This is a genomic window from Paracoccus sp. Ld10, assembly GCF_045064235.1.
Classification (GTDB): Bacteria; Pseudomonadota; Alphaproteobacteria; order Rhodobacterales; family Rhodobacteraceae; genus Paracoccus.
This window is the reverse complement of record NZ_JBISHD010000027.1, coordinates 248,886-271,350: the sequence shown is the minus strand read 5'-3', so window position 1 is coordinate 271,350 and position 22,465 is coordinate 248,886. Positions and strand designations below refer to the sequence as shown.

The following is a 22,465-nucleotide window of genomic DNA, read 5'->3' as shown; positions in this document are numbered from 1 at the left end:
TCCAGTTCACGCTGGCATCCCGACGCCCGGAAACATTACAGACAAGACTGATGAGATCATCAAAATCCCGCTCGCGTAGCAAATCGAACCGCCAGCGCACGCTGGGGAACATCACCAATCGCGTCTTTGACAGCTCGGGGCCCGAGGGCAAGGTGCGTGGCACCCCCCAGCAGATCATCGAGAAATACCTGACGCTGGCGCGTGACGCCCAGCTGTCCCATGACCGCGTGGCGGAACAAAGCTTTTTGCAGCACGCGGAACATTACACCCGCATGCTGGGTGAGGCGAATCGTGAGATGGCCGAACGCCAGGGCCGGCCCGACGATGACGGCTTTCAAAGCAACATCGGCAGCCACGGCTATCACCAGGGCGGCCAGAATGCTGGCCAGCACAATGGTGGTCAGAACGGCAACCATGGCCAGCAGGGCGATGGCAATCAGCGCCGTGATCATCAGCAGCGCGATGGCGGGCAACACCGTGATCAGCAGCGCGATGGCAACTATCAGCAGCGCGACGGCCAGCGGGATCACCAGTCGCGGGACAACCAGCCCCGCGAAAATCAGCCCCGCGACAACCAGCCTCGCGACAATCAGCGCGACAGCCAACCCCGCGAGAACCAGCAACGCGAGCAGCGCCCCCGGTCCGAGCCGCGTCCGGAGCGTGGTGAACAGCGTCAGGATCCGCGTCCCGACCTGTCCGAAGAAAACGCACCGCAGTTTCTGCAGCAGCCCAGCCTGCCCGATGTGATGTCTGCAAAGGATGATTATGCGGCCGCCCCTGTCCGCACCCCCGAGGCAGAGGCCACGCCCAAACCAGCCCGCACCCGCACCCCGCGCCCGCGTGCGCCGCGCGTCGTGGCCGAGGACGGCACCGTGCCGGCCGCGCCGACCCGCAGTCGCCGCAAGCCCGCGGTCGAGGCCGAACAACCGACCCCGGTCCGTCCCGAGGGCGAGCAGGACTGATCAGGTTTGATCACGTGGTTTCGTGATACGGGGCGCGCCGCATTGGCGCGCCCCTTTTTCATGTCACTGATGAAGTGATGCTTTCTCGGCCAGTGGCAGGGGACTGCGCCATACAATCGTTGCGATGGCGACACGGTATCATTTGCACGCCAGATCACGGTCTTGGCACAGCAGGGATGAGCGCGAAACCTGCGGAACAGCGCATGATGCAGATGCCTTTGGTTCGTCACGATCCGTTGGAACGCCCCATCGTTGCAAACCATGCCTGGCACCCGCCGGGCAACGTCCTGACCACCGGCAGTCGCGGTATTCCGCTGTCAGAACAATACGTAGGCGGGTCGATTCCGCTCTCGGCATCTGTGGTAACGCTATGGATTGACGCACGGCGCTGGTTGCTTCCGTCACCGGCGGTGACGCTGCATCTGTTGGCTGCGTTGGCCAAGGGCTGATGATGGATTGGTTTGTCGTGCCGCTGCCGGGACCGGTTCAACGCAATCGGCGTGGACGCGCCTTTGGCAATGTTCAAAAGGCGCACCTTACGCCGTCAGGGGGACGCCAACCCGACCGGATGCGACGATTTATGTGCCTGCGGTCAGCCGCGCATCCTGCAGGGCGCGGGCCAATGCGCAAAAGCGTTCCAGTTCGATCTCTTCGGCGCGGGCGGTGGGGGGGATGCCGACACTGTCCAGCAGCGCCTCTATCTGCGGATGCAGGCCTTTCAGGCTGGCGCGCAGCATCTTGCGGCGTTGGTTGAACCCCGCGCCGGTGATCTGCGACAGGACCGCAGCGTTGGCCGGAAAGCGCGGTTCGGGCAGCGCGGTCAGGTGGACCACCGCCGAATGGACCTTGGGCGCGGGGACGAAGGCCTCGGGCGGCAGGGACATCACGATCTGCGCATCGGCCCGCCACTGCGCCAGCAGCGCCAGACGGCCATAGGCCTTGGAGCCGGGGCGGGCGACGATGCGTTCGGCGACCTCACGTTGGAACATCAGCGTCAGCGATTGCCAGAAGGGCGGCCAGTCGCGGGGCGTCAGCCATCGGATCAGCAATTCGGTGCCCACGTTGTAGGGCAGGTTCGCGGCCACCCGGATCGGCGGCGTCAGATGCGCCAGCGGGTCGATCTGCAGGGCGTCGCCGGTGATGACCGTCAAGCGGCCCGGATAGGCATCGGCGATCTGTTCCAGCGCGGGCAGGGCGCGGGGGTCCTTTTCGATGGCCAGCACATGGCGCGCGCCGCAGGCCAGCAGGCCGCGGGTCAGCCCGCCGGGACCGGGCCCGACCTCCAACACGTCGCAACCGGTCAGGTCGCCCGCCTGCCGCGCGATCTTGTGCGTCAGGTTCAGGTCCAGCAGAAAGTTCTGGCCCAGCTGCTTTTTCGCGCGCAGGTCATGGGTCGCGATCACCTCGCGCAGGGGGGGCAGGCTGTCGATCATCGCGAGGTCCTGGGGGCGGGGGCGCGCCATTGGGTATTTGAGCAAAGGAGATATCTCATGCCCGGCTGTCCGCCATGGTCCGGGCCAAGCGCAGCGCGGCGATGGTCGAGGACGGATCGGCCAGCCCCTTGCCCGCGATGTCGAAGGCCGTGCCGTGATCGGGTGATGTGCGGATGAAGGGCAGGCCAAGCGTCACGTTCACGCCGCCGTCGAAGTCCAGCGTCTTGATGGGGATCAGCCCCTGGTCGTGATAGCAGGCAACCGCCGCGTCATAGCGCGCCCGCGCCGGGGCGTGGAACAGCGTGTCGGCCGGATGCGGGCCGGTCACATGCAGGCCTTGGTCGCGCAGGCGGGCGATCAGCGGCGCGATCATGTCGCGGTCCTGGGTGCCCATCATGCCGCCTTCGCCCGCATGGGGGTTCAGCCCCGCAACTGCGATGCGCGGGGCGGGCAGGCCAAAATCCCGGATCAGAGCCGCATGGGTCAGGCGGATCGCCTGTTCCAGCGCGGTTTCTGTCAGCGCCGCCGGAACGTCGGCCAGCGGGATGTGGATCGTCGCAGGCACCACCCGGCAAGGCGGCGTCACCGTGGTCGACGCCAGCATCATCGCCACCGGCACGTCGCCGGCCAGATGCGCCAGAAATTCGGTATGGCCCGGAAAGGCGAAACCCGCGCCGCGGATCAGGGCCTCTTTGCTGATGGGCGCGGTGCAGATCGCGGCCATGCGACCCGCCATCGCCAGATCGACCGCGCGGGCGATAACCGCGATGACGTCCGCCGCATGGGCGGGGTCGGGGCGGCCCGGCACGGCGGCGCCCGTGAAATCATGGCGCAGGACGGGCAGGTGGCCCGGCGGCACCGGATCGTCGGGATCGGTCACGGCGGTCCAGTCAGCCGTTTCCGGCAGGTGGCGCGGATCACCCATCCAGACCAGGTCGATGCCCGCCGCCAGCGCCAGGGGCGCCAGTTCGGGACCGACACCCGCGGGTTCGCCGCAGGTCAGCAGGATACGCGCCATCAGGGCCGCCGGATGATCGCGTCGGCCCGCAGGTCGGCCAGCAGCCCCTCGGCCGCGGCATTGATCTTGGCGTTGAACAGACGGTCGCGGACCGCGTCGCGCGACGGGATGCCATCGGCCTGTGGCTGCGGAACCGCGTTTTCGACCCCGTCATCAGGCAGCGCGGTCGTGGCGACCGGTGCCCGGGCCGCCAGCGCGGGTTGGCGCGAACACAGCATCACCAGATCGGCCCCGGCACCCGACGGGACCACCCCGGCCTCGTTCGCGTCCAGCGAGGCCAGCCGCGCGCCGATCATCTGCGGGATCGCGCCCTGGGACACAGTCTGGCGTTGGATCTGCGGGGCGACCTGCGCGCCCGCCTGAACGTACAGGTCGTCACAGCTTGTTGCCCGTGCCGCCAGGGTTGCCGCATCGGTGACGGATGCCAGCCGCAGCGTCATGTAATCCAGCACCTGTTCCTGGGCGCCGGGGCGCATGGTGCCCTGAACGTCGCGCAGAAAGAACAGGACCACTGCGCCCTCGACCGGCAAAGGCTGGGTGGTCTGGCCCGGTTGCAGGCCCGCGATGATCGGGCGCAGGGTGGGGGGCAGGTTGTCCAGAGGCAGCATATCCAGCCTGCCGCCCGCCTCGGCCGAGGGGGTGGCCGAATACTGGCGTGCGGCCTCGGCGAACTGGGCCTCGGTCGGGCGCGAACCGGCGATGCGTTCGCCCAGTTGCAGGGCCTGCGCCTCCTGGCCCGGGGGGGCGGGGATGATCAGTTCCGACAACAGGACGCGGTCGATGATCGGTGTCTCGATCACGCGCTGCAGTTCCTGGTCGATCTCGGCGTCCGAGACGTCGACGCGGGCCAGCAGACGCGCGCGCACGACCTCGCGCCAGACGGTCCCGGCCTCGACGAAATCGCGGAACACGCCTTCCTCGATGCCGGCGCGTTCCAGCTGGGCGACAAAGCCCGCCGCGTCCAGGCCGGCGCGGCCGGCGAATTCGTCCAGACCCTCCTGCAGGCCCTCGGGGGTGATCTCGACGCCGATCTCGCGGGCAGCCTGGATGCGCAGGCGGTCGTCGATCAGCGCCTGTTCGGCGGCGGGGGCACTGGCGTCAGGGGCGCCGATGACCTGCATGAACCGCATCCGCTGATCGACCTCATAGCGGGTCACGGCGCTGTCGTTCACATAGACGACGGGCGCGAACAGGTTCTGCGCCACTGCTGGTGCCACCGCACCCGTGGCGATCACCGCCGCCAGGGCGATACCCGAAAGAAATTGCCGCATGTCTGCCCTCATCTGGTCCTTGGCCCGCAGATTAGCGCATGCAGTTGCTGCGCGCCACCGTGCCGGAGCCGTCTTCTTGCGCGCCGAACCCGCCAAGGCGGACCGACAGATCAAAGCTGGTTTCCGCCCGCAGCAGGTCGGTGCTGCTGAACCGCCGTGACAGGCCTGTTTCCACCGTGATGCATTCGTTGCGATAGGCAACCGTCAGGGCCGCGCTTTGCGCCCGGTCGGCGACGAAATCATAGCGGGACTCGGCTTCGCCCCACCAGCCGTCGGCGATCTGCCAGCCGACATTGGCGGCCAGTTCGCTGGCGTTCACGGTGCGGCCCTCGTCCTCGTCGCGGTCGATCCAGATATAGCCGGCCGACAGGTTCAGGTCCGTGCGCAGCCAGCCGACCCGCAACTCATTGCGCGAGACGCGCGCCGAATCGTCGAACAGCGCCCGGTTGGCGATGGCCAGCCCGCCGCCGCTGTCGTAATTCGCGGCCAGCAGCCAGTCGGAACTGCGCCCGCCCAGGGGGCTGTCAGGGGCAAAGTTGTCGGCGTCGCGCGCGCGCAGCACGCGCCCGCCGGTCACCCCGATCGACCAGCCCGTGGGGTCGATGCGCGTCCACGTGGCACCGATATTGGCGCGCAGCCCGGTCTCGCGCACGTCCCAGCCCGGAAAACGGTTGTCGGAAAACAGGTTGCCCTCGTCGAACTCGATCAGGCGGCTGTCCTCATTGGGGATGTCCTGATCGCTGCCGCGCGGCGAATACAGGACCTGGACCACCGGCTCGACGATATGCGTTGCGCCCCCCGTGCCGCCCGCCAGCGGCCAGCGCAGCTCGACCCCGACCTGCGGATCGACGCGTGTCACGATGTCGTCGAACTGATCGTCCTGCGCGATGCGGTACAGATCCGCGTCCAGCCCCGCCAGCGCGGCGGCCACCACCCCGCCCGGCAGGATCCGGTTGCGCCGCCAGTCGAGACCGACCGATGCCCGCGCCACATCGCGACCGATCCCGTCGCTGTCGGACGGGCGGCGATGCGCATGGGCCGACCATTCCAGCAGCGCCTCTCCGCCGATCAGGGCTGGGGTCAGACGGCGCATCCAGATCGCGTCGGCAACCTGCGCCGGAGAGGTTGCATCGTCCTCGTCCTCGCGCAGGGTCTCATAGTTGCCGACGCGGCCCCAGAACAGCTTGTCGCGGCGGACGCGTTCCAGGCTGACGCCGCTCCACAGGCGGTCGGCATCGGTGATGTCATAGTCCAGCAGATAGGCGCGGTCGCTGGCCTGCTGGACCTGCAGCGCCAGGCGATAGTCGCGTGGCAGCGTGAACTGGGCCACGCCGAACAGATAACCGCGGGTCTCTCCTTCAAGCAGGTCGTCGCGGCTGATCGCGCCGTTCCATTCCGTCGCGCCATTGGCAAAGGCCTGGCGATACCGCAGTTCCAGCGTGCGCGTGCGGCTTTCGCTAACATAGGGCGTGATGGTCAGGTCGGTGCTGTCGCCCAGGGTCTGGAAATAAGGCACCTTGATCCCGAACCCCAACCCCGACGTGGTGCGGATCTCGGGGCGCAGGAACCCCGACCGGCGTTCCACCGACGGGTCGGGCGCGGTCACCCGGAACGGCGCATAGGCCAGCGGCACGCCAAAGGCGCGCAGTTGCGGGTGGTCGAATGTGATCAGCCGCGTGTCGGCATCGTGGACGATGCTGCGGGCGCGGATCTCCCACAGGGGGGTCGGATCGGTCGCGCAGACCTGGCAGCTGGAGGCCACGACATTGTCCAGCTGGCTGATGCGGCCGCCCTCGCTCCGTTCCAGCCGGGTCGATGCCAGCTGCAGTTCCCGCGCCAGCACCAGCCGCGCGCCCATCACGATGCCGTCCTGCAATTCGCTGTCCAGCTGGGCGCTGTCGGCGATCAGGATGGCGTCGGTTTCGGGGTCGGCGGCACCGGGGCGCGACAGATGGATCGGCCCCTCGATGGTCAGATCGCCGGTGTCGCCGTCGACGACGATACGGTCCGCGACCAGCCGTGCGCCCTGGTGCCAGACCACGACCCCGCCCGATGCGGTCAGGGTCTGGTCGTCCGCGACATCGATACGGTCGGCCAGCAGCGTGGCGGCCCCGGACCCGGTATCACGCGGCCCGTTCCCGGACAGGGTGACGTCGGCTGTGGTGCCGCCGACCATGGGGTCCTCGGGCGTGGGCGTGCCGTCGGCGACGGGCGCGCTGCCCAAAGCCGTTGATTCGGGGGCCAGCGCGGTGACGCCGCCATCGGCGGCAAAGCCGCCCGGCATGCCCGTCAACGGCTGCATGTCGTCATCGGTGTCAAAGATCGACTGTGCGGCCAGCGGACCGGACAGCGCGATCAGCGCCACCCCCGCCCGCAGCAGACCCCGGCTTGGCATGCGCACGCTCATCCGTCCTCCCGTTTCAGGATCAGTCCCAAGGCCAGCATCGCGCCGACCAGGGGTGGCGTCCAGGCCGCCATTGCGGGCGGGATCTGCCCGTTATCTCCCAGAACCTGCGCCAGATTGCGCAGAAAGAACAGCGCGATCCCCGCACCAAATGCCATCAGCACCGCACCGCCGGTATTGCGGCCGCGCACATGCTGCATGGTAAAGGCCGCGGCGATCAGCACCATCGCGGCCATCAGGAAGGGCCGTGCCAGTTCGGTCTGGAACCAGACCTTGTGGCGGGCGGCGGAAAAGCCCGCGCGTTCCAGCCCGGCGATGAATTGCGGCAGCTGCCAGACCGGCACCGATTCGGGGCGCCCGAACCCCTCGCGGATGCGCTGCGCGGTCAGGTCGGAGGCCAGCGTCATCGCCGCGCTGCGCGTCACCGCGGCCTGGGGGTTTGGCTGGTCCAGGGGAAAATCGCTGACATCGCGCAGATCCCAGGCACCGGGGGTCAGGCGCGCCTCGCGGGCCTCGATCCGGCGGATCGGACCAGCCTCGGCGCCAAAGACCAGAAAGCTGGCATTGTACAACGTCACGGCATCGGGGCTGGCGCGGCTGGCGCGGATCACGATCTGTCCGGCCTCCTGTCCCCCCTGCAGGACGGCCTGGCGGAGCCAGACGGCACTGTCGCCCAAGCTGACGGTCTGGCTGCCGGCGCGGTCGATATCGGCCACGGCCTCGTCGTACAGCGACCCCGTTGCGGCAACCAGCGGGTTCAGCAGGCCCACGGTCAGCGCCCCCAGCAGGATCGCGGTCCCGACCGGCGCGCGCACCACGCGCAGGCCCGACCGCCCCGATGCGCGGATCGCCACCATCTCGGAACTGCGGGCCAGGCCCAGGAACAGCGTGATCGCGGCCAGCACCGTCATCAGAGGCAGGATCGCGTAAAAGCTGCCGGCGATGTTCAGCCCGGCCAGTCGCGCCGCCCCGCCAAGACCGATGTCGCGACCGGAAAACCGGCGGATGATCTCTATCATGTCGATCAGGAACAGGATCAGCAGGAACACCCCCGCGATCATCAGAAAGGCGCGCAGAAAACGGCGCGCGACATACAGGGCCAGGATCATCGGACGGCCCCCCTTGGCCCGCGTGGTCGTGCGGCCAGCCACAAAAAGATCAGACACAGGCACGCGCCCAGAACGGCGGGCAGATACAGCAACGGCCACATCGCGGCGTTGCGGCCCACCTGATCGGCGGCGGCATTGGTCAGAAACTGTACCGCGATCAGCGACAGGATGGCCCAACCGACCTGCCGCCACACCCCGAACCGTGAAAACCCGCCGATCAGCAGCGTGGCAAAGCCCAGCATCGCGGCAATGGGTGACAACAGTGGCTGGGCCAGCCGTTCATGCGCCTCGCGCCGGGCATCGGCCTGGGTGGCGCCGGTCGCCTCCAGCAGGGCGGGGCCGGCCTGCAACAGCGTCGGCGTGCCGAAATCGCGCAGGTCGCGACCCCGGCTGCTGCCCCCCGCGAACATTGCGCCCACGTCATAGCTGAATTCGTCGAAACGGGTGACCGACAGGACCGGGCCGTCCGCGTGGGGGCGCAGGTTCTGGGCCATTCCCGCCAACAGGATCAGCACCGGGCCGGTATCGTTCCTGACCACCAGTGCCTCTTGCGCGGTATAGGTGACCTGGTCGTCGGGGTCACGCGAATCCTCGATGAACAGATCCAGCAACCGACCGTCGCCCGCCACGTCGCGGATGAACAGCGTGACCCCGCGGGTCGGGTACTGAAAGCTGCCGGGGCGCAGGAACTGAGCGGTCACGTTTTCGGCAATCGCGGCGCTGCGATCGGCCAGACGGGTCCGGGCCATGGGCACCAGCCCGTGGACCAGCACCGCGACCATCATCCCCACGAACACACCGAACATCAGCACCGGCCGCGCCAGTCGCCACGGCCCCAGACCGGCCGACTGCATCGCCACCAGTTCTGATTCGCTGGCCAGGCGGTTGGTGCCATAGGCGGTTGCGGCGAATGCCGCCACTGGCAGCACCACCGAGATCACCAGAGGCAGGGTCAGCGCCGTGAACTCCAGCACCACCAGCGCGGTCTGGCCGTCGCTCAGCAGGTCGTCGAACAGGCTGACTGCCCGGTTGATCCAATAGACGGACACCAGCACCAGGGCAAAGAACCCGAACAGCGTCAGCAGCTGTCCCAGGATGTATCGGTCGATGCGCGGCATGGATGGTCCTTGGCGTGTCGTTCCGTCCTGCTTAGCGGCAAGGGCGGCTCTGGAAAAGGCCACCACTGGAAAACAACCGGGCGGGGGTCTAGGGTCGGCGCAACCAGACATGAGGACCGTTTTGCAATGACCCAACCTGTCGAGATCAACTTTACCGAAATCGCGCTGGAAAAGCTGGCCGATCACAAGGGGCGCGTGGCCCTGATCATGACCGACGCCACCCGCCTGCCGGGCAAGCTGCCCCGCGTCATTCGCGATGCGGCCTCGCGGGCGCTGGCGTCAAAGGCGGGGCGCGCGCTCAAGCCCGGGCAGGCGATGGAACTGGCCTTTCCCGGCGGGATGGCCGCGGATGCGCTGATCCTGGTGATGCTGCCCAACGGTGCCACCCGGGCCGAGGCGCGGCGCGCCGGTGCGGCCCTTGGCGCAAAGCTGGGCACCGGACACACGCTGGTGCTGGCAGGCAGCCACAAGCAGGCCGGAGAGATTGCCTTTGGGCTGGCGCTGCGCGGCTATGATTTCTCGGTCTACAAGACCAAACCTGCGACGCCCGACGCGACCCCAGCCCAGACCGAGGGGCTGATCCCCGAGCAGGAGGCCGCCCGGAACGACGCCGTGCTGGGCGACGCGCAGGCAAGCGAGGCCCCCGAAAGCGCCGATGCGCCCATCGGCGAAAAGGCCCGCGTGACCGTGATGGTCAAGGACCCCGAGGCCTTGGCCCGATCCGCCCAGGACGCCGCCGCCGTGGCCGAGGGCGTGTTCTTTACCCGCGACCTGGTGAACGAGCCCGCCAACGTCCTGACCACCACCGATTTCGCCGATCGCCTTTTGGCCATGCAGGAGATCGGCCTGGAGGTCGAGGTCCTGGAAGAGGATCAGCTGGCCAGCCTGGGCATGCGCGCCCTGCTGGCCGTGGGCCAAGGCAGCGAATCGCCCTCCAAGGTGGTGGTGATGCGCTGGAACGGCGGCGGCGACGAACAGCCGCTGGCGTTGGTCGGCAAGGGCGTCGTCTTTGACACCGGCGGCATCTCCATCAAGCCGGGCGCCGGCATGGAGGAGATGACGATGGACATGGGCGGCGCGGGCGTCGTCGCGGGCGTGATGCGGGCGCTGGCCCTGCGCCGCGCCAAGGCCAATGTCGTAGGTCTGGTCGGCCTGGTGGAAAACATGCCCGACGGTCGCGCCTATCGCCCCGGCGACATCCTGAAATCGATGAAGGGCGACACGATCGAGGTCGTGAACACCGACGCCGAGGGTCGCCTGGTTCTGGCTGACGTCCTCTGGTACGCGCAGGAAACCTATCAGCCCCGCGCCATGATCGACCTGGCCACCCTGACCGGCGCGGTCATCATCGCGCTTGGCCATGACAATGCGGGCGTGTTTTCCAATGATGACCTGCTGGCCACCCAGATCCTGTCCGCCGCCATGGCGGAGGGAGAGGGCGCATGGCGTCTGCCTTTGGGTGCGGCCTATGACGGCCTGATCAACTGTCGCCTGGCGGACATGAAGAACTCGGGCGGGCGCGCGGCTGGGTCGATCACCGCGGCACAGTTCCTGCAGCGCTTCGTTAAGGAGGGTCAGCCCTGGGCGCATATCGACATCGCCGGCGTGGCACTGCCGCCGGGCGGCACCGATCTCGCCCCCAAGGGCGCGTCGGGCTGGGGCGTGATGACGCTGGACCGTCTGGTGCGCGACGGGTTCGAGGACGCGTGAGCCTGACTGCGCCCGGATCCTGTGTCTGCGCGGTGCACGTCCGGTGCACTGCGCATGCGCCATTTATGCGCCCCGATCGTCAGCGACCGGGGCCGCGCGGTCACCGCGCCGGCGTTGCCGTGACGGTGCACTGACATGGGCAAGGCGCTGTTCTATCACCTGACCCGCTCGCCGGCCGAGGCGCTTTTGCCGGTCCTGCTGACCAAGGCGCTGTCCGCGGGCTGGCGGGTCGAGGTGACCGCCCCGGACCCTGACCGTCTGGACCGGCTGGACCAGCAATTGTGGCAGGGCGACGGTTTTCTGCCCCACGGCCTGTCCGGCGGCCCCCATGACGCCCGACAGCCGATCCTGCTGACCATCCCCGATCAGCCCGCCGCGAACGACCCGTCCTGCCTGATGGCGCTGGACGGTGCCCCGGTTGCGCCGGACCGCGCACAGGCCGTGCAGCGGACCTGCATCCTGTTCGACGGCGGCAACGCACAGGCGCTGGACCGCGCCCGCGCCCAATGGCGCGAGCTGACCGCCGCCGGCGTCGAGGCCGAGTACTGGTCCGAAGAATCGGGCAAATGGGAACGCAAGCGCTAGGCACCGTGATCATGTCGGGGTGCAGGTCTTCCGGGGGGTCAGGGGGGCTGGCAGCCCCCCTGCTACCGTCCGCGACGACGATGATCAGGCGGCGGCATGCCCCGCCAGCCGCGCATGCAGATCCTCGCGCGCCAATTCGGATTTCGGCCCCTGCAGCACCGCGCGCCCGCGTTCCATGACCAGAAACCGGTCGCCCAGATCCCATGCGAAATCAAAGAACTGTTCGACCAGCACGATGGCCATGTCGCCCCGGTCGCGCAGGGCGGCGATCACCCGCCCGATCTGGGCGATGATGTTGGGCTGAATGCCCTCGGTCGGCTCGTCCAGCAACAGGACGCGGGGTTTGGTGATCAGCGCCCGCGCGATGGCCAGCTGTTGTTGCTGTCCGCCGGACAGATCGCCACCGCGCCGGTGCGCCATCTCGGCCAGCACCGGAAAGCTGTCAAAGATCGTGTCCGGGATGCGCCGTTCCGCGCGGGGCAGACAGGCGAACCCGGTCTCCATGTTCTCGCGCACCGTCAGCATCGGGAATATCGCGCGGCCTTGGGGCACATAGCCCACGCCCATCCGCGCCATCTTCTGCGCCGACAGCCGGCCCAGGGGTTTGCCGTCGAACGACATCTCGCCGCCCGACCGGGGGTGCCTGCCCGCCAGCAGGTTCATCAGGCTGGTCTTGCCCACGCCGTTGTTGCCCATGACGCAGGTGACCTCTCCGGGCCGCGCCACAAGGTCGATCCCGTGCAGGATCTGGCTGCCGCCGTAATGCAGGGTCAGGTTCTTTGCCTCGATCATCTCATCGCCCCAGATAGACGTCGATGACGTCGGGATTGCGGGTCACATGGTCCAGCGACCCTTCGGCCAGCACGGACCCCTGATGCAGCACGGTCACGCGACAGTTCAGGCGGCGCACGAAATCCATGTCGTGTTCCACCACCACCACCGCCCGTGTTTCGGCCAGCCGGCACAGCAGCGTCGTGGTCTGTTCGCGTTCCGCCAGCGTCATGCCCGCCGCAGGTTCATCGACCAGCAACAGTCGCGGGTCAGAGGCCAGCAGCATCCCGATCTCCAGCCACTGCTTCTGCCCGTGGCTCAGTTCGCCCGCGGGGCGGGAGAGTTGATCGGCCAGCCCGACCTCGGTGGCCAGTTCGACCACGCGGTCCTGCGACGCCGCCGTGGGCCGCCAGCCCAGCACCGCAAACGGGCTGCGGTCGGCCTTGAGCGCCATGACCAGGTTGTCGGCGACCGACTGGTCCTCGAACACGGTGGGGCGCTGGAACTTGCGGCCGATCCCCTCGCGGGCGATCTGCGCCTCGGACAGTTTCAGCAGCGACTTCGACGCGTCCCCCCATAGCACTTCGCCCGTGTCGGGGCGCGTCTTGCCGGTGACGATGTCCATGAAGGTTGTCTTGCCCGCGCCGTTCGGCCCGATCACGGCACGCAATTCGACCGCGTTGATGGAAAACGACAGGTTGTTGATCGCCTTGAACCCGTCGAACGACTTGCTGATCCCGCTGACCTCCAGAAGCGCGCTCATGCCCGGTCCTCCTTGCGGCCGATCAGGTCGAACATTCCGGCGATCCCCTTGGGCGCGTACAGCGTGACCAGCACAAAGGACAGGCCCAGGGCCACCTGCCACCAGTCGACCCAGTTGACTACATATCCCGGCAGGTGGATCGACGGCGCCCGCCCGCCGGTGAACCAGCTGGACAACAGCGACACGACGACCGCGCCGATGACCGCGCCATACAGCCGCCCCCGCCCGCCGATGGCCACCCAGACCGCCAGATAGATCGAGGCGATGGGCATCATCTCGGCCGGGTTGATGATCCCGGCCTGGGGATAATACAGCGCGCCCGCGATCGCGGTGATCATCGCGGCCAGCGTGAACACGACCAGCTTGAACCCCTCGACCGGGTATCCCAGGAACCGCACGCGCGTTTCGTCGTCGCGGATCGCGCGGGTGACGCTGCCGAACTTGCCGCTGACCAGCCACGCGGCCAGCACATAGAACAGCGCCAGCGCCCCGGCGGATGCCCACAGGAACCACACCGACAGCGTGGCCTGATCAACATCGTCCAGCCCCGGCAGGTTCTGCAGCCCCGACAGGCCGTTGTTGCCCCGGAACCCGCTGTCGTTCTGAAACAGCCACAGGGCCAGCGCCAGCGTCATGGCCTGGGTCAGGATCGACAGATAAACCCCGTTCACCCGGCTGCGGAATGCCAGCCAGCCAAAGACCAGCGCCAGCAGCCCCGGCACCGCCACCACCAGCAACAGCTGCAGCGGCAGCGAATGGGCGAACGACCAGACCAGCGGCAGGTCGGACGAGCCCACCACGCCGAAGATCTGGTTGGTGACCGCGTCGCGGACCTCCTGCGGGGTGGGGGGGATGGGCGATTGCGCCAGCTGCGGCGCGACGATGCCCTCGGTGCGCGCATACATCAGCCATTGCCCGATCATGTAGCCGCCAAGCGCAAAGAACGCCATCTGGCCCAGGGACAGGATGCCCAGGTACCCCCAGACCAGGTCCATCGCGACCGCCGCCAGCGCCAGGCACAGCGTCATGCCCAGGATCTTGACGGTCGATGTGGGCAGCGCGCCGGTGCCATAGGCCTGGCTGGTCAGCGTGACCGCCAGCGTCGTCACCGCCAGTACGGCCAGCATGACCAGGGTCGAGGGGTTTTTCAGGATGAAGGGGGTTCTGGTCATGTCTTACGCCTCGGCCGCGCGACCGCGCTGCGGGATGATCCCGCGCGGCCGGAACTGGATGAAGATGATGATGAACAGGATCATGAAGGTCTGGGCAGCCAGCGTGTTGGCGGGGTTCAGGAACTCGATCACCTTGGACAGCCCGCCGATCAGCGTGGCGCCCGCCAGCGTGCCCCAGATGTTGCCCACCCCGCCCACGACCACGGTCATGAAGCTTTGAACGATGTACTGCTGGCCGATCTCGGACGTGACCTGCGCGAACAGCCCGATGGCCACGCCCGCGATGCCCGCGATGCCGGACCCCAGCCCGAATGTCATCATCGCGATGCGGTCGGGGTTGATGCCCATGGACGCCGCCATGCCGGGGTTCTGGGTCACCGCGCGGACCTCCAGGCCCAGACGCGTGCGTTTCATGATGAACAGGAACAGCCCCAGAAACAGCAGCGCCAGCACAAAGATCGCCACCCGGATCGAACTGATGCCGATCACGTCGTTGATGGTGATCGACCCCTCCAGCCACGCCGGGGCGGTCAGGGGGCGGGCCTGCGTGCCGAATATGTTCTTGGCCAGCTGTTGCAGCGCGATTGACACGCCGAACGTGGCCAGCAGCGTCTCCAGCGGCCGATGGGCCAGATGCCGGATCACCAGACGGTACAGCACGACGCCCGCCAATGCGGTCACCACAAAGGCCAGCGGCAGCGCCACCACCAGCGACAGCGTGCGATCACTGATGACCGTCTGGACCGTATAGGCGGTATAGGCGCCCATCATGATGAATTCGCCATGCGCCATGTTGATGACCCGCATGACGCCAAAGGTGACCGCCAGCCCGATCGCCGCCAGAAAATAGATCGAGGCCAGCGACAGCGCGTCCAGCCCCAGGTCGATCATGGTCATCGCCCCAAGGCGTACCTGCGCGCGGATCTGGGCGGCCTTGGCCGCATCCGTCACGGCGGGGTCGGGTTCGGCGTAAACTTGGAAAAAGCGGCTGGCGTCCAGGGTTGCCTGAATTTCGGTCTCGGTCGCGGCGGGGGGGACGGTGCCCGCATCCTCCAGCGCCTGATAGGCGCGGTCGCGGGCGTCCTGATCGGACAGGTCCGCCACGGGAATGCCCGCCACCGCGCCGTCGGTGATGTTGGCGGCCAGTGCCGCGCGCTGATCCGCGCCCGACAAAGGCGGTTGCAACAGGTCCTGCTGGACCAGCTGGGCCAGCGCCGCGTCACGCGACAGGGCGTCGCCGCCGGGGGTCAGTTCGCGCGCGACGTTCGCGCCCGGCGGCGTGTCGGGGGCCACGACCGCGCGCGTCGCCAGCAGCGGGTTCAGCGCGGCGCGGAAATCGAGGCCAACGTCGCCGGCCATCTCCTCGATGGCGGCGACGCGGGCGGCGCTGTCGGGGTCGTGCTGGATGGTCAGCAGGCGTTCCAGCCGCGCCTTGCGCGCCGCCAGCATCGGGTCGGGATCGTCCAGCGCGGCGCGCAGCAGGGGCAGCTGGTCGGGCGCGGCACCGCGTTCCAGCGATTGCAGGGCCGCGGCCCGCCGCGCAGGGTCGGGGTCGGACAGCGCGCCCGCAGCCAGCGCCGCCTCAATCACGCCGCGCACGCCGGAATTGGGGCGCAGCATACGCGGATCCGCCCCCGCGACCGCGTCGCCGGTCACCGCATCGGTTGCCGCATCGTCGTCCATGATCAGGACCTGCCCCGTCTCGGTCAGGCCCAGGCTGCGGTCGGCCCAGGCCTGCAGCATGGCCAGCCCTTCGGGGCCGGTCGCGGCGATCTGGTCGACCAGCGGCCCGACCGTCTGGCGCGAGGGGCGTTCGATCTGGTCCAGGTTCGCGTCGATGACGGACTGCAGGGCCGGGTTGGCAACCGCCGACAGCGGCACGATCAGCGCAAGCGCGCAGGCAAGAAGACGATGGCGGATCACGGGGGCTTCCTTCGCAAGGAGGACCGGGCGGCGCGTGGCCGCCCGGTCGTCACGTCAGTAGTTCGACTGGACCTGGACGCAGCTGTCCGTCTCGGTGTTGAACATGCCGCAATCCTTGCCGGGCCAGTCGGCATCCAGCACCGCCGATTCCGGCAGGTAATCGGTCCAGGCGTCGCCCGGCACGGGCTCGGTCTGGCTGACGATGTCGAACTGGCCGTCCTCGCGGATCTCTCCGATCAGGACAGGCTTGGTGATGTGGTGGTTGGGCAGGACGGTGGCGGTGCCGCCGGTCAGGTTCGGCACCTCGACGCCGACGATGGCGTCCAGCACCGGGTCCACATCGGTGGTGCCCGCCGCCTCGACCGCCGCGACCCATGCGTTGAATCCGATGACGGTGGCTTCCATCGGGTCGTTTGTGACGCGGTTGTCGTCACCGGTGAAGGCCTGCCATTCGGTGATGAAATCGCTGTTCACGTCGCTGTCGGCGGTCTGGAAATAGTTCCACGCCGCCAAGTGGCCGACCAGGTTGGCAGTATCCAGGCCCGACAGTTCCTCTTCGCCCACGGAAAACGCCATGACCGGGATGTCGTCCGCCGACACGCCCGCCGCCGCCAGTTCCTTGTAGAAGCCTACGTTCGCGTCGCCGTTGATGGTCGACACGACGCCGACCTTTTTGCCGCCCGCGCCAAGCGCCACGACATCGGCCACGATCTTGGACCAGTCGGAATGCCCGAAGGGGGTATAGTTGACGAAAATATCGCCGGGCGCGGTGCCGTTATCCTTCAGATAGGCGTCCAGGATGTTGTTCGTGGTGCGCGGATAGACATAGTCGGTGCCCAGCAGCGCCCAGCTTTCCACGCCCAGTTCATCGCGCATGTAATCGACGGCGGGGATCGCCTGCTGGTTCGGGGCGGCGCCGGTATAGATGACGTTCTTGGACGATTCCTCGCCCTCGTATTGCACGGGATAGAACAGCAGACCGTTCAGTTCCTCGATCACCGGCAGGACCGATTTGCGGCTGACCGACGTCCAGCAGCCAAAGATCGCGTCCACGTCACTGACGGTCAGCAACTCGCGCGCCTTTTCGGCGAACAGCGGCCAGTCGGATGCCGGATCGACGACCACCGCCTCCAGCGGGCGACCCAGTACGCCGCCCTTGGCGTTCTGCTGTTCGACCAGCATCAGGACGGTGTCCTTCAGCGTGGTCTCAGAGATCGCCATAGTGCCCGACAGCGAATGCAGCACACCGATCTTGATCGGCTCGCCCTCTTGGGCGTGGGCGGTGTGGGCCAGCGTCAGGGCGCTCGTCAGCATCAGCATCTTGGTCAGCTTGGTCATCGTTACCCTTTTCCCCCCGGCACGTTGGCCGGTGTCCCTGTTGATTTTCCGTGGAAGGCGCGGCCTTCGCACTTGCAGAAAAACTGGAAAAACGGGCAGTTGGACAGGAATAGGGCAGTGGGTATGCCTCTGGCGCGGGGTCTGGCGCAATCTTGGGCAGTAACGGGGGTGCCTGCCCTTGGGACAGGCAAGGAATTCACAAAGGATTGAGCGTCAGGCCGCCGTGCAGGATCAGAAAATCAACGATCTGCTGGACGCCGTTGCCGTGGCGCAGCTGGGCCATGACCACAGGACGCGTGCCGCGCGCCTCATGTGCATCCTTTTCCAGCAGTGCGGCATCGACACCGACATGCGGGGCCAGATCGGTCTTGTTCACGACCAGCAGGTCGGACCGTGCCAGACCGGGACCACGCTTGCGCGGAATGTCCTGACCGGCCGCCGTGTCGATCACATAGATCGTCAGGTCGGCCAGTTCCGGGCTGAACGTCGCGGCCAGGTTGTCGCCCCCCGATTCAATCAAGATCAGGTCCAGATCGGGGAACGCCGCGTTCAGGTCGGCGATGGCGGCCAGGTTGATGCTGGCATCCTCGCGGATGGCGGTATGCGGGCAGCCGCCGGTTTCCACGCCGCGGATGCGTTCGACGGGCAGGACCTGGGCACGCATCAGCGCCTCGGCGTCCTCTCGGGTATAGATGTCGTTGGTGATCACCGCCATTGACAGACGGGGGGCCAGCGCGCGGGCGATCTGTTCGGTCAGCGTCGTCTTGCCGGCGCCGACGGGACCGCCGATGCCGACGCGGAGGGGGCCGTTATGGCTCATGAACGAAAGATCCTTGTGGTCATGGTTTCGTGGGCCATCGCGGCGATGTCGGCGCCCCAGGTGGCGCTGGTCAGATCGTCCGGCGTGGCCGTGACGGCGCGAGCGGCGCGGTCCAGGATGCGTGGCTGCAGCGCGGCCAGCATCTGCTGTCCCTGGATCGGGCCCAAGGGCAGGAACCGCACCGCCGCGCTGATCAGTGCCGCCGCCTGCGCCTGCAGGAAGGCCGCGATGATTTCCGCCGGGGGCAGGGGCAGGGCGGCGCAGGCGCGGCCCATGGCGACGGGCAGGGCTGCGGGCGATTGCGGTTGGCCGGTCAGTGCGGCCATGTTGGCGGCGAATGCCGCGCCCTGTTCGGCGGTTTCCAGCAGCCGCTGACTGCTCATGCACGCGGCACGGGCCAGATCGTCCAGTTCGGCGTGATCGGCGCCGGGCCGCAGCGCCAGCGACAGCAGCACGGCATCGGACCAGCCCGCGCCGTGGTCCAGCCAGTCGTCCAGCCATTGGGCCAGCGTCGCGCGCGTCACCAAAGCCCTGTCCATCGCGTATTCCAGCCCCTGCGACCACGCAAAGCCGCCCACCGGAAAGGCGGGCGACAGCAGTTGCGACAGGTGCAGGCGGGCGGCCTCAGGCGTGGTCATGCGTGTGGCTGTGGCTTTCGGCATGGGCGTGGCTGTGGCCGGGGCTTTCCGCATGCGCGTGGGCGTGGGCATGTTCGCCCGCGCCGTGGGGATGCTGCGTGGCAGGGCCATGGTCGTGGCCAAAGGTGCGCCCATGGCCATAGGCGCCGCCTTCGGGGCGGAACGGCATATCCTTGCGGCACAGGTCCGCGCCAAGCTGTTTCAGCATCGCCTCCAGCACGTGATCCTGGCGGATGATCAGGCGGTCGGCCTCGATCCGGCAGGGAGTGTGGCGGTTGCCGATGTGCCAGGCCAGCCTGGGCAGGTTGCCGCGGATGACCAGTACCGGTTCGGGTGCCGCGCGCACGACGATCTGTCGGCCGTCGGACAGCTCGAACGCGTCGCCGTCGTCCAGGCTGGTGACCTCGGGCAGGTCGACCATGAAATCGCCCCCCTCGCAGGACAAGCGTTTGCGGCGCAGCAGGCGACCCTCATAGTCCAGACTGACCTCGGCATCAAAGGGCGCGGGGGCATTGCGGATGATGGAATGGGCAGTGGCGGTCATGGTTCGGTCCTCCCTTTCAAAAGAGGAAATAGCGTTGTGCCAGCGGCAGTTCCGTCGCGGGCTCGCAGGTCAGCAATTCTCCGTCGGCACGGACCTCGTAGGTTTCGGGATCGACCTCGATCTTGGGCATGGCGTTGTTCATTGCCATGTCGGCCTTGCCGATGTCGCGGGTGTGTTCGACCGCGATCAGCGTCTTGGACAGTGCCTCTCCGGCCCCGGCCTCCAGCCCCGCGCGGGACAGGAACAGCGCCGATGCGCGGCGATTGTGCCCCCACATGGGCCGCGAAAAGATCGGCTGCACCGGGATCGATCCGTTCGGATCGCCCATCTGCGCCACGCTGATCTGGCCCCCGACCAGCACCATCTCCGGCTTGGCCGCAAAAAAGGCGGGCGACCACAGGACCAGATCGGCGCGCTTTCCCGGCGTGATCGACCCGATATGGGCACTGACCCCATGCGCGATGGCCGGGTTGATGGTGTATTTCGCGATGTATCGCCGGGCGCGGATATTGTCGTTCTGGCCCTGTTCATCGGGCAGGCGACCGCGCTGTTGGCGCATCTTGGACGCGGTTTGCCAGGTGCGGATGATGACCTCTCCGATCCGGCCCATTGCCTGGCTGTCGGATGAGATCACGCTGAACGCGCCCAGGTCGTGCAGGATATCCTCGGCCGCGATCGTCTCCTTGCGGATGCGGCTCTCGGCGAATGCTACGTCCTCGGGCACCCGGCGGTCCAGGTGGTGGCACACCATCAGCATGTCCAGATGCTCTTCGACCGTGTTGGCGGTATAGGGGCGCGTGGGGTTGGTCGATGACGGCAGCACGTTCGCCATGCCGACCATGCGGATGATGTCGGGGGCATGCCCGCCGCCCGCGCCTTCGGTGTGATAGGCGTGGATGGTGCGCCCGCCGATGGCGGCCATGGTATCCTCGACGAACCCCGATTCGTTCAGCGTGTCGGTGTGGATCATCACCTGCACGTCCATCGCGTCGGCAACCGTCAGGCAGGTGTCGATGGCCCTGGGCGTGGTCCCCCAATCCTCGTGCAGTTTCAGCGCGCAGGCGCCGGCGCGGACCTGTTCCTCCAGCGGTGCGGCGATGGACGCATTGCCCTTGCCGGCGATGCCGATATTGACGGGCAGGTCGGCGCAGGCCTCCAGCATGCGCGCGATGTGCCACGGCCCCGGCGTGCAGGTGGTGGCCAGCGTGCCATGCGCGGGCCCGGTGCCGCCGCCCAGCAGGGTCGTGACGCCGGAATGCAGCGCGTGGTCCACCTGCTGCGGGCAGATATAGTGGATGTGACAGTCGAACCCGCCGGGCGTCAGGATGCGGCCTTCGCCCGCGATGATCTCGGTCCCCGGGCCGATGATCAGGGTCACGCCGGGCTGTGTGTCGGGGTTGCCGGCTTTGCCGATGCCCGCGATCACGCCATCGCGGAGGCCCACGTCGGCCTTGACGATGCCTTGGTGGTCAAAGACCACGACGCCGGTGATGACCGTGTCCATCGCCCCGCCTGCGCGGGTCACCTGGGACTGGCCCATGCCGTCGCGGACGACCTTGCCGCCGCCGAACTTGACCTCCTCTCCGGGGATGGTCAGGTCGCGTTCGACCTCGATGATGATCTGGGTATCGGCCAGACGGATGCGGTCGCCCGTGGTGGGACCGTACAGCGCCGCGTAATCGGCGCGCGACAGTGTCGTCACAGCGCACCCCCGATCTGGCCGCGAAAGCCGTGCACGATGCGGTCGCCCGCATACCCTACCAGCGTCACCTGCCGTGACTGGCCGGGTTCGAACCGCACGGCGGTGCCTGCGGGAATGGCCAGCCGCATCCCACGCGCGGCGCTGCGGTCGAAATCCAGCGCGGCGTTGGTTTCGGCGAAATGGTAATGGCTGCCGACCTGAATCGGTCGGTCGCCGGTATTGGCGATCATCAGCGTGATCGTCGCGCGCCCGTCGTTCAGCGCGATGGTGCCTTCGGCGGGAAAGACCTCTCCGGGGATCATGTCACGCCACCGTCAGCGCGATGCCCGCCAGCGCGGTGCTGCCACCAAAGATTCGGAGCGGCAGGCCCCGCGACAGCAGCCGACCAAAGGCGATGCCCGCCAGATGCAGCGCCATGGTCGCCAGCGCAAAGCCCGCCGCGTACAGGGGCAGCCCGGTCGCCGGACCTTCGGCCCCATGCGCCCAGCCATGGGCCGCGCCAAACACCGCGACCATCGGTACCAGCACCGCCATCGGCAGGCGCGCAGCCACCGCGACCAGCACGCCCAGGATCACGACCGAGGCCAGGATCATCGGCTCGACCGCAGGGAACCCCATGCCGCCCGCACCCATCGCACCGCCCGCCAGCATCGCGCCCACGAACGTCACCGGCAGCGCCCAGACCGCGCGCCCCCCCAGTTGCGCCGCCAACAGGCCAAGCGCCACCATCGCCAGCAGGTGATCGGCCCCGCCCACGGGATGGGCCAAGCCATGCAGGAACTGGCCGTCATTCGAGACATGGCCGGGATGGGCCAGCGCGGCTGAGGGCAGCAGCGTGGCGGCCAGCAACAGGCTTTTCATCATGTGGGTCATTCTGCGGCCTCGCGGATTGGGTGGTGGACGGTGACCAGCTTGGTCCCGTCGGGAAAGGTCGCCTCAACCTGGACGGATTCGATCATGGCGGGGATGCCGGGCATGCACTGATCGGCAGTGATCACATGGGCGCCCGCCTGCATCAGGTCGGCGACGGATCTCCCGTCGCGTGCGCCCTCGACCACGAAATCGGTGATCAGGGCGATCGCCTCGGGGTGGTTCAGCGTGACGCCGCGCGACAGGCGGCCGCGCGCCACCATGGCGGCCACGGATACCAGCAGTTTCTCGCGTTCGCGGGGGGAAAGGTTCAT

The 22,465-nt window shown here is 67.9% G+C and carries 22 protein-coding genes; 4 read left to right on the top strand and 18 right to left on the bottom strand.

All coding sequences use genetic code 11. From position 1 onward, the window contains the following. The first annotated feature begins 50 nt into the window (after nt 1-50). Together ACJJVR_RS09650 and ACJJVR_RS09645 are read left to right on the top strand one after the other, a co-directional pair. Nucleotides 51-962 (top strand): DUF4167 domain-containing protein, encoded by a 912-nt coding sequence (locus ACJJVR_RS09650; protein WP_405404087.1) that lies wholly within the window; start codon nt 51-53, stop codon nt 960-962. A gap of 176 nt (nt 963-1,138) precedes the next feature. Continuing rightward, nucleotides 1,139-1,411, top strand: a complete 273-nt coding sequence (locus ACJJVR_RS09645; protein WP_405404085.1) for a hypothetical protein — start codon at nt 1,139-1,141, stop codon at nt 1,409-1,411. Nucleotides 1,412-1,540: 129 nt separating this feature from the next. On the opposite strand, the gene rsmA is transcribed toward ACJJVR_RS09645, so the two are convergent. Genes rsmA through lptF form a run of 6 tightly spaced genes read right to left on the bottom strand, consistent with a single transcriptional unit; the run spans nt 1,541 to nt 9,315 of the window. Beyond that, a complete protein-coding gene (gene rsmA / locus ACJJVR_RS09640; RefSeq protein ID WP_405404083.1) occupies nt 1,541-2,395 on the bottom strand; it encodes a 16S rRNA (adenine(1518)-N(6)/adenine(1519)-N(6))-dimethyltransferase RsmA in 855 nt (284 codons plus the stop codon). Nucleotides 2,396-2,450: 55 nt separating this feature from the next. Beyond that, nucleotides 2,451-3,416 (bottom strand): 4-hydroxythreonine-4-phosphate dehydrogenase PdxA, encoded by a 966-nt coding sequence (gene pdxA, locus ACJJVR_RS09635; protein WP_405404443.1) that lies wholly within the window; start codon nt 3,414-3,416, stop codon nt 2,451-2,453. Next, the gene (locus tag ACJJVR_RS09630; protein WP_405404081.1) at nt 3,413-4,684 is read right to left on the bottom strand and encodes a peptidylprolyl isomerase; all 1,272 of its coding nucleotides are present in this window, start codon (nt 4,682-4,684) and stop codon (nt 3,413-3,415) included. Before ACJJVR_RS09630 ends, pdxA begins: the two co-directional genes overlap by 4 nt. 31 nt (nt 4,685-4,715) lie before the next feature. Beyond that, nucleotides 4,716-7,091, bottom strand: a complete 2,376-nt coding sequence (locus tag ACJJVR_RS09625; RefSeq protein WP_405404079.1) for an LPS-assembly protein LptD — start codon at nt 7,089-7,091, stop codon at nt 4,716-4,718. Beyond that, the gene (lptG, locus tag ACJJVR_RS09620; protein WP_405404077.1) at nt 7,088-8,197 is read right to left on the bottom strand and encodes an LPS export ABC transporter permease LptG; all 1,110 of its coding nucleotides are present in this window, start codon (nt 8,195-8,197) and stop codon (nt 7,088-7,090) included. The genes ACJJVR_RS09625 and lptG overlap by 4 nt, the downstream gene beginning before the upstream one ends. Further along, entirely contained in the window at nt 8,194-9,315 is a 1,122-nt protein-coding gene (gene lptF / locus ACJJVR_RS09615) for an LPS export ABC transporter permease LptF (RefSeq protein WP_405404075.1), read from the bottom strand. The genes lptG and lptF overlap by 4 nt, the downstream gene beginning before the upstream one ends. Before the next feature lie 126 nt (nt 9,316-9,441). Here lptF and ACJJVR_RS09610 point away from each other — a divergent pair, with 126 nt between their 5' ends. Continuing rightward, the gene (locus ACJJVR_RS09610) at nt 9,442-11,025 is read left to right on the top strand and encodes a leucyl aminopeptidase (protein WP_405404073.1); all 1,584 of its coding nucleotides are present in this window, start codon (nt 9,442-9,444) and stop codon (nt 11,023-11,025) included. Nucleotides 11,026-11,160: 135 nt separating this feature from the next. Then, the gene (locus ACJJVR_RS09605; RefSeq protein ID WP_405404072.1) at nt 11,161-11,610 is read left to right on the top strand and encodes a DNA polymerase III subunit chi; all 450 of its coding nucleotides are present in this window, start codon (nt 11,161-11,163) and stop codon (nt 11,608-11,610) included. An 84-nt stretch (nt 11,611-11,694) separates the two neighbouring features. On the opposite strand, the gene urtE is transcribed toward ACJJVR_RS09605, so the two are convergent. The 12 genes from urtE to ACJJVR_RS09545 form a co-directional block, all read right to left on the bottom strand. Then, a complete protein-coding gene (gene urtE / locus ACJJVR_RS09600) occupies nt 11,695-12,402 on the bottom strand; it encodes an urea ABC transporter ATP-binding subunit UrtE (RefSeq protein ID WP_405404070.1) in 708 nt (235 codons plus the stop codon). A gap of 1 nt (nt 12,403) precedes the next feature. Then, nucleotides 12,404-13,144, bottom strand: a complete 741-nt coding sequence (urtD, locus tag ACJJVR_RS09595; RefSeq protein WP_405404067.1) for an urea ABC transporter ATP-binding protein UrtD — start codon at nt 13,142-13,144, stop codon at nt 12,404-12,406. Next, the gene (gene urtC, locus ACJJVR_RS09590; RefSeq protein ID WP_405404065.1) at nt 13,141-14,316 is read right to left on the bottom strand and encodes an urea ABC transporter permease subunit UrtC; all 1,176 of its coding nucleotides are present in this window, start codon (nt 14,314-14,316) and stop codon (nt 13,141-13,143) included. The genes urtD and urtC overlap by 4 nt, the downstream gene beginning before the upstream one ends. Nucleotides 14,317-14,319: 3 nt before the next feature. After that, nucleotides 14,320-16,239: an urea ABC transporter permease subunit UrtB gene (urtB, locus tag ACJJVR_RS09585; protein WP_405404064.1), complete on the bottom strand. Its 1,920-nt coding sequence runs from the start codon at nt 16,237-16,239 to the stop codon at nt 14,320-14,322. A 54-nt stretch (nt 16,240-16,293) separates the two neighbouring features. Beyond that, nucleotides 16,294-17,577, bottom strand: a complete 1,284-nt coding sequence (gene urtA, locus ACJJVR_RS09580) for an urea ABC transporter substrate-binding protein (protein ID WP_405404062.1) — start codon at nt 17,575-17,577, stop codon at nt 16,294-16,296. Between the two features lie 196 nt (nt 17,578-17,773). Continuing rightward, nucleotides 17,774-18,397: an urease accessory protein UreG gene (gene ureG, locus ACJJVR_RS09575; RefSeq protein WP_405404061.1), complete on the bottom strand. Its 624-nt coding sequence runs from the start codon at nt 18,395-18,397 to the stop codon at nt 17,774-17,776. Next, on the bottom strand, nt 18,394-19,035 hold the full coding sequence (locus ACJJVR_RS09570; RefSeq protein ID WP_405404060.1) for an urease accessory protein UreF: 642 nt from the start codon (nt 19,033-19,035) through the stop codon (nt 18,394-18,396). The genes ureG and ACJJVR_RS09570 overlap by 4 nt, the downstream gene beginning before the upstream one ends. Then, nucleotides 19,022-19,579: an urease accessory protein UreE gene (locus tag ACJJVR_RS09565; protein ID WP_405404058.1), complete on the bottom strand. Its 558-nt coding sequence runs from the start codon at nt 19,577-19,579 to the stop codon at nt 19,022-19,024. Before ACJJVR_RS09565 ends, ACJJVR_RS09570 begins: the two co-directional genes overlap by 14 nt. A 16-nt stretch (nt 19,580-19,595) precedes the next feature. Beyond that, nucleotides 19,596-21,281 carry an urease subunit alpha gene (gene ureC / locus ACJJVR_RS09560; protein ID WP_405404057.1) on the bottom strand — a complete coding sequence of 562 codons (1,686 nt, stop codon included), beginning with the start codon at nt 21,279-21,281 and terminating at the stop codon, nt 19,596-19,598. Next, a complete protein-coding gene (locus ACJJVR_RS09555; protein ID WP_405404055.1) occupies nt 21,278-21,583 on the bottom strand; it encodes an urease subunit beta in 306 nt (101 codons plus the stop codon). The genes ureC and ACJJVR_RS09555 overlap by 4 nt, the downstream gene beginning before the upstream one ends. A gap of 1 nt (nt 21,584) precedes the next feature. Further along, nucleotides 21,585-22,145 carry a HupE/UreJ family protein gene (locus ACJJVR_RS09550; RefSeq protein ID WP_405404053.1) on the bottom strand — a complete coding sequence of 187 codons (561 nt, stop codon included), beginning with the start codon at nt 22,143-22,145 and terminating at the stop codon, nt 21,585-21,587. Nucleotides 22,146-22,150: 5 nt separating this feature from the next. Next, complete coding sequence (locus ACJJVR_RS09545) at nt 22,151-22,465, bottom strand: urease subunit gamma (protein ID WP_405404052.1); 315 nt, start codon at nt 22,463-22,465, stop codon at nt 22,151-22,153.

Coding starts and splice junctions, on each gene's coding strand:
- ACJJVR_RS09625 (WP_405404079.1), bottom strand. CDS start 7,091: ATGAGCGTGCGCATGCCAAGCCGGGGTCTGCTGCGGGCGGGGGTGGCG.
- urtC (WP_405404065.1), bottom strand. CDS start 14,316: ATGACCAGAACCCCCTTCATCCTGAAAAACCCCTCGACCCTGGTCATG.
- urtD (WP_405404067.1), bottom strand. CDS start 13,144: ATGAGCGCGCTTCTGGAGGTCAGCGGGATCAGCAAGTCGTTCGACGGG.
- ACJJVR_RS09550 (WP_405404053.1), bottom strand. CDS start 22,145: ATGATGAAAAGCCTGTTGCTGGCCGCCACGCTGCTGCCCTCAGCCGCG.
- ureG (WP_405404061.1), bottom strand. CDS start 18,397: ATGAGCCATAACGGCCCCCTCCGCGTCGGCATCGGCGGTCCCGTCGGC.
- ACJJVR_RS09545 (WP_405404052.1), bottom strand. CDS start 22,465: ATGAACCTTTCCCCCCGCGAACGCGAGAAACTGCTGGTATCCGTGGCC.
- rsmA (WP_405404083.1), bottom strand. CDS start 2,395: ATGATCGACAGCCTGCCCCCCCTGCGCGAGGTGATCGCGACCCATGAC.
- ACJJVR_RS09565 (WP_405404058.1), bottom strand. CDS start 19,579: ATGACCGCCACTGCCCATTCCATCATCCGCAATGCCCCCGCGCCCTTT.
- ACJJVR_RS09555 (WP_405404055.1), bottom strand. CDS start 21,583: ATGATCCCCGGAGAGGTCTTTCCCGCCGAAGGCACCATCGCGCTGAAC.
- urtA (WP_405404062.1), bottom strand. CDS start 17,577: ATGACCAAGCTGACCAAGATGCTGATGCTGACGAGCGCCCTGACGCTG.
- ACJJVR_RS09645 (WP_405404085.1), top strand. CDS start 1,139: ATGAGCGCGAAACCTGCGGAACAGCGCATGATGCAGATGCCTTTGGTT.
- ACJJVR_RS09605 (WP_405404072.1), top strand. CDS start 11,161: ATGGGCAAGGCGCTGTTCTATCACCTGACCCGCTCGCCGGCCGAGGCG.
- ACJJVR_RS09610 (WP_405404073.1), top strand. CDS start 9,442: ATGACCCAACCTGTCGAGATCAACTTTACCGAAATCGCGCTGGAAAAG.
- ACJJVR_RS09570 (WP_405404060.1), bottom strand. CDS start 19,035: ATGACCACGCCTGAGGCCGCCCGCCTGCACCTGTCGCAACTGCTGTCG.
- lptF (WP_405404075.1), bottom strand. CDS start 9,315: ATGCCGCGCATCGACCGATACATCCTGGGACAGCTGCTGACGCTGTTC.
- ACJJVR_RS09630 (WP_405404081.1), bottom strand. CDS start 4,684: ATGCGGCAATTTCTTTCGGGTATCGCCCTGGCGGCGGTGATCGCCACG.
- urtE (WP_405404070.1), bottom strand. CDS start 12,402: ATGATCGAGGCAAAGAACCTGACCCTGCATTACGGCGGCAGCCAGATC.
- lptG (WP_405404077.1), bottom strand. CDS start 8,197: ATGATCCTGGCCCTGTATGTCGCGCGCCGTTTTCTGCGCGCCTTTCTG.
- ACJJVR_RS09650 (WP_405404087.1), top strand. CDS start 51: ATGAGATCATCAAAATCCCGCTCGCGTAGCAAATCGAACCGCCAGCGC.